This window comes from Bradyrhizobium sp. F1.13.3 (assembly GCF_040548265.1).
Classification (GTDB): Bacteria; Pseudomonadota; Alphaproteobacteria; order Rhizobiales; family Xanthobacteraceae; genus Bradyrhizobium.
The window spans coordinates 111,331-124,195 of sequence record NZ_JBEPRI010000024.1; the positions used below are offsets into that span (position 1 = coordinate 111,331).

A 12,865-nucleotide genomic window follows, 5' to 3' on the forward strand; every position below is an offset into this window, starting at 1 on the left:
CTTCGACCCCTTCAGCGGCGCCTGGACGTCCGGCTCGACCAGCAAGGTTACGAAATTCAGATGTCTGTCGGCGTGCACAGTGCAAAGGAAGATGTCTCCACTAGCCGATCGAGGCCGTGCATTTGTGTCCAAAGCACCCCTCGGCCGCGAGCATACTGTTCGCGAGCAAACAGGCGCAGTCGGGACGCGAAATGGGGAGCTTTGGCCGCGAGGCGGTCAACGCGGGAATAAATACTTGCAGCAGTAAAGCGCTCGGCCGTTGAACGCATTAGCGCAAGCAACAGCCAAACTTCCTCGGCGGTTGAGCGAACCGCGAGCGACTCAAGGCCCGCAAGTTTCCGACGAGCGGCGGCGAGGCGCGCTTCTTCGCCGCGTCGTATCGCGTCGGCGATGAGCCCGAGCGCGCGGACCAGTTCGACAACGAGGAACCAACTGATCCGATCTTCAGAGTCTTCGCCAAGAATAGCTGCGGATCCGTTGCGCCCGATGAGCTCGGGGTGGCGCGACCAAAAATCGCCGCAGAGCCGCAACACTCCATCGAAATCGGCCTTAAGGAAGGCAGCATAGAGTTTCCCGTAGCCTGCTTCAGGCAGATCGACGCGGGCATCCGGGCTCGTGCTAGATGACGTACCCACGCGCGGTCCCGATTCGTCGCTGCTCGTACCCTCCTCATCGAATCCGCCGTCGTCAATATCGAGGGCCTCGATCTGATCGCTGGCGACGGCCTGTCGTAGAAGACTTGTAGCCATGGCGGGGAGCTCACCGAGTTGATAAGCGCCTGCAGCATAGAGCGCGAGCGGGACCATCGTCTTGATGCTGTCGTCGGCTCGAGAGAGCCATTCGAGCAGCTCAGCTGCGCGTCGGTAGCATTCGATTGCACCCAGCGATTCATGTCCATCGATTTCGCGAAAAATATCGGCCCCGTGCAAGGGCCGGCGTGCGTCGGCGAGTTGCTCCTGGAACTCCCGGTCCGACCAGCGGTTAGGCGGTACTTGCCAAGAATACAGCAGGCACCGAACGAACAGACGCGCTTGAGCTGCCGTCAGCGCGTTTTCCTGCCCTAGTGCCGTTCGCATCGTCTCCGCGACGGCGCGCCGTTCGTCCTCAAGCGCCATCTAGATGGTGCTCCACAGAGAGTCGTAGAGCGCATCGATGAGGTTTTGACCTTCAGTGAGGATGACCTCCACAACCTGCAGCGGTCGTCCAGCTGTATACTCTGCCGGCGCTGACCTGCCCCCGCCAAATTAGGCCAGTTTGAACTGGAATTTTCCACTTATGATCCCCTGAGGGGGAGAGGAGAATTCCATGAAGGCATCGAAGTTTTCAGAGGCGCAGATTGCATTCGTGCTGAAGCAGGCTGAAGACGGCTCGGCGGTGGCCGAGGTCTGCCGCAAGGCCGGGATCAGCGAGGCAACCTTCTACAACTGGCGGAAGAAGTATGCAGGCTTGATGCCCTCGGAGATGAAGCGGCTGCGTCAGCTTGAGGAAGAGAACGGAAGCTGAAGCGGATTGTCGCCGACCTGTCGTTGGACAAGGCCATGCTTCAGGATGTGCTCTCAAAAAAGCTCTGAGGCCTGGCCGCAAGCGCGAGCTTGCCGACAAGGTGCGAAGTGACTGGAAGGTGTCAGTCAGGCGGGCCTGCTCCACGCTTCGGGTTGATCGCGCTCTTTACGTCTACAAGTCGAAGCGCGGCGACCAGGCCGCTCTCAAACACCGGATCAAGGACATCTGCGCGACGCGGGTGAGATACGGCTATCGGCGCATTCATGTGCTGCTGCAACGGGAGGGCTGGGCCGTTAACGTCAAACGGGTCTATCGCCTGTACCGGGAATTGAGCCTGCAATTACGCAACAAAACGCCCAAGCGCCGCGTCAAGGCCAAGCTGCGAGAAGATCGAACCGATGCCAAACAGATCAACGAGACCTGGGCCATGGACTTCGTTCACGACCAGCTGGCCACCGGCCGCAAACTCCGCGTGCTGACGATTGTCGACATCTTCAGCCGCTTCTCGCCGGCGGTCGATCCGCGGTTCAGCTATCGAGGCGAGGACGTTGTGTTGACTCTGGAGCGCATCTGCAAAACCGTCGGTTATACCAACTCCTGGAATTCATCGATCGCGCGGCCGTCGCGCGCGTATTGCGCCAGCTCACTGGCGTAATCTCACCGCGTGCCGAAGCGTGCGGCTCGAGCTTAGGATCGAGAAGCCACCAAGCGTCATCAGCAGCACACCTAACCAAGTTGCCGTCCAGCTGTGTGCCTCGTCGTGCGCCTCTGAAATGCGCGCGCCCATCGGCATAGCTGGAGGTGAGCCGGCGAGCGCGGGCGCGAGGAGCTGCTCAACGTCGACTTGGCCCGGCACGGAATGCTCAGGCGTAAGCCGGCCGCTGTGAAGAATGGTGGGGGCCGCTGAAGTCACTATAATTCCCATGTCGAGTACGGAAGCGGCATCAGAAACCTTGATTTGGGGTACAGGAGGCTCGGCCGGTGCGGAGCGCAGCAACTCCGCGCGCGCATCAGCCACCGCGCTCTGCCTGGGCCGCGCAGTCCCGTTCTCGTCCAAATTCGTGGTGCGATCTTATCGAAAGCCGTCGAATGGCGATGCGCTGCCGTCAGTCGCGTTTGCTCATGCCGACGCGGACGGAATCCGCGACGCGGTGCTGGAGATTTTCAAGCACTTGCCGGCAGGCGATGTCGAGATCGAGGTCATGAAGGACACCGACGCGAGCTTGATCGCGGTCAAGGACCATCTAGCCTACAAGATCCACGCTCTCGACGACGATGCGCTGTTCATTTTTTATTATGCGGGCCACGGCTTTTACGGCGCGGGCGGCAATCGATTGAGCACCTATGACAGCAATCGGGTCACCGACAGCAAGGCTTGCAATCAAGCCATTCAACTGCACGACTGCAGGACGATCCTCCCGTACGCCTTTGATATATCCTTCCTTTAGGAGCGAACGATAGGCTATCGCATCGGTTCTGTAGAGCCCGGCTGCTCGGACTTGCTCCATATGTAGGCGCCTCGACTGAACAAGCTCGATCCGCCGGGTTGCAGGTAATGCACGCGCCGATCCGAGGACAGCCAAGCCCTTCAACAGTTCTCGACGCCGATCCCGCTTGGGCTCGCCGCATGCACCGCGGCCGGCGTCACACCGTCCGACCGGGTTTTGAAGCCCTCCGCAGGGACCGGCTTGCTCGCCATCTTTGCCGAGCTCCCGGCGAAATGCGTTCTCGATAGTTCGGCAGCAAAGAACCTGACGGTGTTTTCCAACCGTACGGAAAAACTCGTTCATGCTGCTGCATCAGACTTGCAAGCGAAGTCCCCTGCTGGGGCGAGAAAGGCGCAGCGCTTGCGGATTGTTCTGAAAGGTCCACCCCTGTCCTTATGCTTCATCAACGCTCTGGGTCGATCGAATGTAGTCGGACCACAGCGCGGCGTAAGATGAGCAGTTTCCCAACAATTGATTGTGAGAACCAGCACCCTCCAAGCGTCCTTCCTGCAACACCAGAATGCTATCAGCTGACCGCGTTAGAGCCATGTTATGCGAAATGAGGAAAAGCAGTCGGTCTCGAGACCACTCGATCAGGGACTTCTCCAATGAAGCGACCGCTTCCGGATCCAAGAAAGAACTTGGTTCATCCAAAATTACGATCGACGGGTCTTTGATAAAAGCACGCGCTAGCGCAATCCGCTGACGCTGTCCGCCCGAGAGATCCTCTCCTCGGGTCTCCAATACCGTACTTAAACCAAGTGGGAGTGCGTCTACAAACTCAAGCGCTCCGGCTCTCCTGAGCGCCGCTCTTAACTCATCGTCTCCTCGCTTACCCGAAACGTCGACATTTTGTCGCACTGTACCTCCAAACAAGAACGTATCTTGGGTCACGATTCCAATTGTGGATCGCCAGTGTCGGGGCCGAAACGACCGCAGATCGGCGCCACCAACTAGAATGCGTCCATCGTAGTTTCGTTCAAGACCCAATAAGATATGCATAAGCGTCGACTTTCCCGAACCATTTTTTCCGACGATCGCGACTATTCCTCGATCTGGAAACTTGCATGAAATATCGCTGATCGCGGCTGGCCGCGTTGCTGTGTATGTCAGGGTCACGCCAATTAACTCGATCTCAGAAGGCTTGTGGGGGCGTTCCACGGGAAGTATCTCAGGGTTCTCCTTCTGTTCAGCCCAAAGATCCCGCAACTGCTGAACGATCAGATTCGCTTCTTGGAACGATTGAACAATGCTTGCTGCGGTCGTGATTGGGCTCATGACCCGGCCGGCAAGCATTTGTAACGCCATTAGTTCTCCCACTGACAGTCTTTCATTCGCAATGCGCCAGCAGCCCAAACCAAGAATTGCGAGCGCGAGAATCGTTCCATGCAGCTGAACACCCATTGCAGCCCGGTGATAACAAAGTGACAGATATTCATTTCCTCTAAGTAGGTCCTCTATTGCATCCCTCCAGCGGTGATACTGAATGCTTTCAAGACCATGAGCCTTAACGGCCGAAAACGCGGTGACCGTCTCAGACAGTATGCCATAACAGCGACTGCCATTCCGAAAGTCTGCTTCAACCCCCGCCTTGGCGTGCTTTGACCGCCGCCGCGAAAATTCGGTACTAACAACAGCGAAGACCAACACTACCACTGCGATAACTTGATCGTAGTACAGCATAACGACCAACGAAATTGCTGCCGCCCCCAAACCAAAGACGAATTCTGGAACGCCCTGCACAACAAAGTGTCTCAGTGCATCAAGCTGTTGAAGGCAGTACTGCAGATGTCCCGGCGCATAATCACGCCCATCAGCTCGTCGGCGAATCATCTGACAAAACGCCGATCGAGATAGTCGCCGATCGACGAACGTGCACAGTTTTGCAACCAAACTGTGACGTTTAGCGCCGCACACAGTTTGTCCAAAAAATGCGAGCCCAGCAACTATAAGTAACCAAGCAAGGTCGATTGTTGTTCGCGAATTAGCCCCATCTATCGCCTTCTGCGTGGCTATCGGAGGAACGAGAGCGATCAAATATTCCGCAATCATCAGCAGAAGAACGTAAAGGAGCGCACGCTTGCGAACAGCAACGATGCTCCATAGGCGCCCCCATCCAAACGAGCGAACGTTATTCACTTTGCATGTACCCACCGTAAGCACTGTTTTTCTCGTGCGGACAGCACAACGTCTTGCACTTCGCCCATGTGTTTCTCGTGGAGCAGAGACGACTGGAATGAGATTAGCAAATGCCGTACCACGCGACGGCGATCGCAAACTCTCCTGAGGAGCACCGATCAGCCTGGGAAGCTGCCGCTTCCAACTGCAGCACTATCGGCTATCGAAGCGATTGCGACATACGTCGTAAACGCGACAGCAGTGGTTGCAACAACGGCAACGCTCGGGACCTAACCTAGGCATGGGATAGGTCTCCTCATGGGCCAGCATTATATCCCGCGCTTGCTCCAGCGCGGCTCTCTGCATGACCCCACGGAAGAGGCGGAGCGGACCCAGCTACATCTAGACCAGGTGGTGATCGAAGCGACCTGCAACTGCATGGCGGTGTCACGGGTGCTGTCGCCGTTTGTGAAGCGGGTGGTCATCGCCAACCCATTGCAGGTGAAGACAATCGCGCATGCCCATGTGAAGATCGACAAGCTCGACGCGGGCACGCTGGCCAGCTTGTACGCGGCCGGCTATCTGCCGGATATCTGGATGCCGGACGCGGCCACAGAACGGCTGCGCAGGCTGATCGCTCGGCGTTACCAGGTCGTGCGCATCGGAAAGTGCAACGCAATCCTTCACGCGCACCTAATCCCAAAATGTCCGCACGCCGATTCATTCAACGGCCGCGGCCGCGATTGGCTGGCGCACCAGCCAGTACCCGACGACGAACGGGATGCTATTGAGCGGCATGTGCGCGAGCTCGATCGGCTCGCCGAAGACCTCACTATACTCCATCGGGAGATCGCCACAAACAGCCTGGACGACGGCTCGGTCAGGCGGCTGCTGACGATCACCGGCCTCAATCTGGCGGTGGCCGCCGGGTTGATGGCGGCAATTGGCGGTATCACGCGCTTCAAGAGCCCGCAGAAACTGGTCAGCTACTTCGGCTCAATCCGCGTGTGCACCAGTCGGGCCTCGGTGCCGCTCATCACGGCCGGATCAGCAAGGTCGGACGTAGCCACGCCCGGGCCATGCTGGTAGAAGCCGCCTGGGCTGCCGCCAAGACACCCGGACCGCTCCACGCTTTCTTCGTGCGCATCCGCGCCAGACGGGGCCATCAGGTGGCCGCCGTCGCAAGCTGACCGTCCTGTGCTGGCATCTGCTCACTAACGAACAGGATTGCCTCTGGCCCGGCCCAGTCTTGTCGCTCACAAGATGCGCGGCATGGAGTTACAGGCTGGCCGAGCGCAGAAAAAAGGCAACACGCGCGGCCCTGCCTACGCGTACAATATCAAACAACTCCGCCATCAGGAGATGCACGTCGCTGAGCAAGCGCAGAGAAGGTATGAGCACTTTGTCGAAGCTTGGCGCCCGCGCCCGCCAAAAGAAAAGGCGCGCGGGCGCCTCAACCCGGCAGGACACAGATAGGGCTGCCCGGCGACGCTTGCAGCCGACGCGCCGCTCTTCGCCACGAGGTCACCCGCGCACGACAATAACAATCGCCGTTCGGGCTAGTTCCCATCCCCCCGGGACACTGGGCCGGTGAGTCATTGTTTATTTCCAGGCCCGATCCGATCGAGGATGCCGCCGTGCTCGGGCCGGTCAAGGCTGGCCGCAAACTGCGGCCAGCCTTGACCGCCCCTGCGCGCGGCAGCTGCGCGAAGGGCGGTCGGGACATGGGGTAATCGCGGAGCACGCTTATTGCTAGCCTCTGCACACTGATTCCGTTCCCTATACAAGGAGCAATGCAATGCAGCCGATTGCGCAATATGTCGGCCTCGATGTGTCGCTTGAAGAAACCAAAGCTTGTGTTGTCGACGAAGCTGGTAGAACGCTCTGGCGCGGATGTTGCGCATCGACCCCCGACGAGATTGAGCGGCTTGTCTGCAAGCATGCGCCAAATGCTCTGCGCGTTGGCCTCGAGACCGGCATGCTTTCCGTCTGGCTCTTCCACGAGCTGAAGAAGCGTCGAGTGCCCATTATTTGCATCGACGCGCGCCATGCCAAGGCAGCGCTGTCGCTCCAGATCAACAAAACCGATGCTAACGACGCGCATGGGATCGCCCAAGTGGTTCGCGTCGGCTGGTATCGGCAAGTGCTGGTCAAAAGCATGGATACCTACGCGATCCGCGCAATGATCAGCGCCCGCGCACAGCTCGTTTAGCACGCCCTTGAAGATCAAGAATACTGTCCGCGGACTGCTGAAAACCTTTGGCTTGATCCTCAAGATCGGCAGTCAGCGGCGCTTCATCCGTATCGTTCGCTCTGCAATCCAGGACAAGCCCGTCCTGCTGACGATTGTCGAACCAATGCTGATTGCCTTGAGCACACTGCAGGAGCAAATCGGTGTATTCGATAGTGCACTGTGCCGCCGAGCGACCGCCGATCCGATCGCCAAGCGCCTCATGAGTGCCCCTGGCGTTGGCGTGATCGTTGCTCTCTCGTACGTCAGCACGGTACACGCAGGTCGCCACCGATACGGGCCGGGCGACGCAGAGCCCGCTCGATCGCCTGTCGCTGGAGGTGACGCCACCTGGATGATCCGCGGCGGGATGCGGGTGATGATCCGCCCCGACAGCCGCGCCAACAGGCCCGCCATCGAGATTGCTGATATTCTGCGCCGGCATGGCGAGACCTATCGCCGTGTACATGCCGGTCATCTCGGTCGGGTCGAGCGGCGCGTGATGAGCGCAATCGTGGCGTGCCGGACCGAGGCGCTCGGCGGCCACATGGAGGCTTGCGACGACTGCGGCACGACACGCGTCGCCTATAATTCCTGTCGCAACCGGCACTGTCCGAAGTGTCAGGGGCCAGCCCGGGCCGCGTGGCTCGCCGCGGGAGAAGCCGACCTGCTGCCGGTTCCCTATTTCCACGTCGTCTTCACACTGCCGGCTCCGATCGCCGCCTTTCAGAACAAGGCCATCGTTTATGCGATCCTGTTCAAAGCCGCCGCTGGGGGCAGGCGCTGACGCACCATCCCCACGTCCACTGCGTCGTGCCGGGCGGCGGCCTCTCGCCCGATAGCGCGCCGCGCTTGATCGCCAGCCGACCAAACTTCTTCCTGGCCGTCAAGCCGCTCGCCCGGCTGTTCAGACGCCTGTTCCTCGAACGTCTGACCGCTGCCTTCGACGCCGGCCCCCTGAACTTCTTCGGCGATCTCGCATCCCTGGCCGAGCCTGCTGCCTTCACAGCTCACCTCGTCGCCATGCGGCGCATCAGCTGGGTCGTCTACGCCAAACGGCCGTTCGGCGGCGCCGCGCAGGTGCTGGATCTCGGCCACTATTCCCATCGCGTTGCAATAGCCAACAGCCGGCTCGTAGCCCTCGACCAGGATCACGTCGCCTTTACCTGGAAGGACTACCGCCAGAACGGCACGACAAAGATCATGAAGCTCAAGGCCGACGAGTTCATCCGCCGCTTCCTTCTTCACACGCTGCCCGATGGCTTCCATCGCATCCGCCACTTCGGCTTCATGGCCAACAGCCATCGCGCTGCCAAACCGCCCTTTGCCGCGAACTTCTCGATCGTGAGCGGACAGCGCCAAACGATGGCGAGCCGTCGCCAGCGGAGTCGGACGCTTTGACGTGGCCCAAGGCTCCCGCCTGTCCTGAGTGTGGTGGCGTCATGCGCATCGTCGAGCGCTTTCGACGCAACTTCAACCGCTCCAGTCCTCAAACATTCCCGTTCCGGTGCGATACATCGTGAGCCAAGTCATCCCGTGCACAACGATCGCCATTCGTCATTCCGCTCCCAGCGTCTCGATCATCGCGGACGCTGTCGAATCCGTGCTGCCACACGGCGCGACAACAGCCGTCCGATGCAGCAAAACGCCTGTCGCGATCTCCGACAAAGCGCGCCTGATCTCAACTTTTCCCCGATGCACACATCTCGCAGCTCTGCCTCACGTGCCGAGCCGGCAGACCGGGCCTTGCGATCTCCAACAATCCCCATAGCTGCAAAACCACGCATACCCGCCCGCGCCTTCGTTCAATCCGGCTTCAATGAGGTCGCGTCACAAGCGCCTGCCGCGCCCTCGCGTGAGCGCGACCTCACAGAACCCTCCAGATTCCTTGCAAATTTGATCTGTGATTCACTCGCCTTTGGATGTTTTTGGCGGGGGACCAGATGACCAGATCCGGGCACCGGAACCGCGGGAGACGGGAGAGGAGGATGTTCCGCTCTCGGCTCGATCAGATCATCGACCTGAAGCATCCGCTGGTGGCGCTGGGGCGCACGGTGGATTGGGAGTTCCTGGAGCGGGAGTTTGGGGCGATCTACACCGATGATCCGGGCCGCCCACCACTGCCGACGCGATTGATGGCGGGGCTTTCGATCCTCAAGCACACCTACGACCTCTCCGACGAGGTGCTGTGCGAGCGGTGGGTCGAGAACCCCTATTACCAATAGTTCTGCGGCGAGGAGTTCTTCCAGCATCGGCTAGTGTTTGATCGTTCGACGCTGACGCGCTGCCGCAACCGGATGGGCGAGGCGCGGCTGCAAGCGTTGCTGCAGGAGAGCCTGTCGGTTACCACCAGGACCAAGGCCATCAAGCCATCCGAGCTATCACGGGTGATTGTCGACACCACGGTGCAGCCCAAGAACGTGACGTTCCCCAATGATGCCAAGCTTCTGAACCGGGCGCGCGAGAAGCTGGTGCGGCTGGCGCTGCGCCATGGGGTGAGCTTGCGTCAATCCTATCGCGGGTGGGCAAGTTCGCCCTGATCCAGCATCAGCGCTATGCCCACGCCAAGCAGTTCAAGCGCGCCAACCGGGCGCTCAAGACGCTACGGACCTATCTCGGTCGCGTGATCCGCGATATCGGCCGCGAGATCGAGGGCAATGGCGGGCTCGAAGCGACGTTCACCACGTTGCTGATGCTGGCACGCCGCGTGCGCTAGCAGCAGCAACGTCAACGCGGGCCGAAGGTCTATTCCCTGCATGCGCCGGAAGTCGAATGCATCGGCAAAGGCAAGGCCCATCGGCCCTACGAGTTCGGCGTCAAGGTCAGCGTTGCCACCACCCTCAAGCACTGCAAGGGCGGCCAGTTCGTCACCCACGTCAAGGCGCTGCCCGGCACCCCTATGACGGTCACACACTGGCAACCGTGATTCTGGACATGGAGGCGCTGGTCGGCAGCACGACCGCGCGCATCCTCGCCGACAAGGGATACCGCGGCCACAACGCGCCGCCTGATCACAAGTTCAGCGTCTTCCTCTCCGGCCAAAAGCAAGGGGTGCCCCCTCGGCGACGCTATCCTGGACCGCCTCGTTCATAACGCTCACCGTCTGCAACTCTGAGGAGAAAGCATGCGAAAGCAGAACGCCCGCAATCAAACTCTTGACGCCAACTCAAACCCCTGAGCCAATCACCATGTCGGTCAAAGCCGCTGCTCACCATCGCGCGAGACAGTTGCTCACGATCGCCTGAAATTGCCGCTCACCATCAGCGAAATGCGCAGCCTGCTCGATGAGTTCGTCGCAATCGTCAACAAAATCGACTGAGTGATTCTAAATCGTATTGCATCTCCACCTTTGAGACAAAGGACTGGGTTTGGGCGCGATTCAACGGCTGATTCAATTGCTGCGCCTCGCCGATCGACTTGTTCCTCGCCAGCTTGGAAAGAGGGCGCATGTCACTTGTCGGTCAGCGGGCACCATCCGGCCTCTCGCGTACCTCCTACTGGCGCAGCGCGGCTCGCAATGCGCATTCGCAAGACGATCTTCTGACGGCACGAAGGTCGCGATGCGTGCCCGAAATCTGACGCCGACGCAACGCTTGTCAGGTTTCATACAGGGACCTACTGGGCGTGTGGATGTTTCTCAAATCTTTGTCATGTAGCTTAGCGCGCGTGGACAGCGTGGCAGGTGATTGCTATTCGGGTGACGCGACAAGGTCGCGCAACAGGTCACTTTGGAGACAATCATGGCGCTATGCATCGAGTCCGCGGCTCCTTCGCTCAAAGTCGAGAACTGGCTGCGTGGCGAGCGCCTCACGAACTTCGAGCCAGGGAAAGTGTACATCGTCGAATTTTGGGCAAGTTGGTGCGACCCATGTGTGAAGGCGATGCCCCATCTGATAGAGCTGCAAGCAAAATACAAAGCCGAGGGGCTTGAGGTCATCGGGGTCGCGGCTTATGAAAAAGCACCAACGGCGGATGAGGCTCGCGCCAAGTTGGACGCATGGTTGACCGAAAAGTTCTCAAATCTGAACTATCGAATCGGGTTCGACAGTACGCGCGAAATGAACAAGCTTTGGATGGATGCCAGCTCTTCTACCGGCGTTCCGAGATCGTTCATTGTCGACCGCGACGGCCACATTGCCTTTATCGGTGATCCGCCCGACATCGACCACGTCTTGCCAAAAATTATCAACGGCACTTGGCGCAGCAGCGATGAAGCTAAAGCCGCTGATGCGAAACGGATTGCCGAAGACCAACGCTTTGCGCGCTTTTACTCAATCCAGCGGACGATTCGATCGGCGAAGAAAGCAAAGGATTGGCCGGCAGCGCTCTCAGCGGCCGAAGAGGGCATTGCCATGATGCCGGACGATCGACACTTCCGCGAGATTCAGGCGGGTCTGTTGCTTCAAATGCGCGACACAGCGACCGGGTTCCAAGTCTTGCGCCAACTGGTCCAAGATGCGATTGAGAAACGGTCAGACGCTGTGCTTGGACTGATTGCCGTGATGGAGGAACTCTTTGATCCGGAGAACGATAAGGCCCACCTTCCGCGTGCCGAGCGCTTTGCGATCGGCAGGGAGGTGTCGGAACATATCCTGAATTCAGTGCAAGACAGCGGCGACTTCGCTTCTTATAGAGTGGTCGCTCAGTATTACTACGAGAGTGGTGACAAGCAACGCGCGATCGAGCTGATCGAGCGGGCAATGGCATGGGTAAACGATCCGCAAATCGTACCGGAAGCTACAAGACAGCATTATATGCCGCGGCTGCTCCAAACCTTGGCCAACTATAGGGGCGAGAAGGCTTGTTGCAGCGGTTCTTGTTCGGTTCCGCAGGAAAAGTCTCCTGGGGCTCCCAAAGTGCAGCCGCAGGAGGAGACATGAAGAGAGATGTTAATCGGAAATGCACGATCGGGCTATGTAAGCGCCTCCGAAGTGCTCGCGACCAGCAGAATCATGCAGGGCGATTGCAACACGCAAGTCACAAGGAAGGCCTAGCCCACAACGAGCGATGCGACGCCCTGCGGCCCGTCTTTGCTGGGGTCTAGTTAGTCGTCCGTTAAGAAGCCGAATTGAGCGGGAGCGGACAGGCAAGCGTATGCGATAGCTGGATCAGGAAGAGGCACAAGAGTTCTCTGAGCCAGGCGAGGATACGGCGTAAGTTGTGGCCGACTGCTGAGAGCACGACGTTGGCGGCGTCGCCGGCGCGGCCTTTGAGATAGCAGCGGCCAAGGTGACCTTCGGCCTTCAGATGTCCGATGATGGGCTCGATGGCGGAGCGGCGCCGGAGCTCGCGCTTGATGGTGCCGAACACGCCGCGCTTCTGGCCCGAAATGAAGACGCGACGGGGATTTTGCGTGTCGTGGCCGCGATATCCCTTGTCGACATAGGCCCGCTCGATCGGACAGCCGGTGAGCGCCTCGGTGCGGTCGATGACGTCCCGCAGGGTATGACCGTCGTAGGGATTATCGGGCAGCGACCTGGCGTGCAGTACGAACAGGCCACCGGGCGCCCGGCGGTTGTTGGTGACG

The 12,865-nt window shown here is 59.5% G+C and carries 6 protein-coding genes and 5 pseudogenes; 8 read left to right on the forward strand and 3 right to left on the reverse strand.

Annotated features, from left to right (window positions below; translation table 11 throughout):
* Nucleotides 1-56: 56 nt before the first annotated feature.
* Complete coding sequence (locus ABIB66_RS39170; RefSeq protein ID WP_354258794.1) at nt 57-1,115, reverse strand: hypothetical protein; 1,059 nt, start codon at nt 1,113-1,115, stop codon at nt 57-59.
* A 190-nt stretch (nt 1,116-1,305) separates the two neighbouring features.
* Here ABIB66_RS39170 and ABIB66_RS39175 point away from each other — a divergent pair.
* The 3 genes and pseudogenes from ABIB66_RS39175 to ABIB66_RS43740 form a co-directional block, all read left to right on the forward strand.
* Nucleotides 1,306-2,092: pseudogene (locus ABIB66_RS39175) on the forward strand (IS3 family transposase); the annotation flags it as partial.
* 334 nt (nt 2,093-2,426) lie between these two features.
* On the forward strand, nt 2,427-2,951 hold the full coding sequence (locus ABIB66_RS39180) for a caspase family protein (RefSeq protein ID WP_275173056.1): 525 nt from the start codon (nt 2,427-2,429) through the stop codon (nt 2,949-2,951).
* A 111-nt stretch (nt 2,952-3,062) separates the two neighbouring features.
* A pseudogene (locus ABIB66_RS43740) lies at nt 3,063-3,215 on the forward strand (SAM-dependent methyltransferase); the annotation flags it as partial.
* Between the two features lie 168 nt (nt 3,216-3,383).
* Here ABIB66_RS43740 and ABIB66_RS39185 read toward each other — a convergent pair.
* Nucleotides 3,384-5,129, reverse strand: a complete 1,746-nt coding sequence (locus tag ABIB66_RS39185; protein WP_354258797.1) for a peptidase domain-containing ABC transporter — start codon at nt 5,127-5,129, stop codon at nt 3,384-3,386.
* 912 nt (nt 5,130-6,041) lie between these two features.
* Here ABIB66_RS39185 and ABIB66_RS39190 point away from each other — a divergent pair.
* The 5 genes and pseudogenes from ABIB66_RS39190 to ABIB66_RS39210 all read left to right on the forward strand — a co-directional run bounded on the left by ABIB66_RS39190 (nt 6,042) and on the right by ABIB66_RS39210 (nt 12,218).
* A pseudogene (locus ABIB66_RS39190) lies at nt 6,042-6,298 on the forward strand (transposase).
* A 608-nt stretch (nt 6,299-6,906) separates the two neighbouring features.
* Entirely contained in the window at nt 6,907-7,320 is a 414-nt protein-coding gene (locus ABIB66_RS39195; RefSeq protein WP_275173050.1) for an IS110 family transposase, read from the forward strand.
* 397 nt (nt 7,321-7,717) lie between these two features.
* Nucleotides 7,718-8,861: pseudogene (locus ABIB66_RS39200) on the forward strand (IS91 family transposase).
* Nucleotides 8,862-9,281: 420 nt separating this feature from the next.
* Nucleotides 9,282-10,392, forward strand: a pseudogene (locus ABIB66_RS39205) (IS5 family transposase); the annotation flags it as partial.
* 686 nt (nt 10,393-11,078) lie between these two features.
* Nucleotides 11,079-12,218, forward strand: coding sequence for a redoxin family protein (locus tag ABIB66_RS39210; RefSeq protein WP_354258800.1), 1,140 nt, complete (start codon nt 11,079-11,081; stop codon nt 12,216-12,218).
* Between the two features lie 175 nt (nt 12,219-12,393).
* Here the strand turns inward: ABIB66_RS39210 and ABIB66_RS39215 are convergent.
* Nucleotides 12,394-12,865 (reverse strand): transposase (locus tag ABIB66_RS39215; RefSeq protein ID WP_354258803.1); only part of this gene is annotated, 472 nt, incomplete at its 5' end.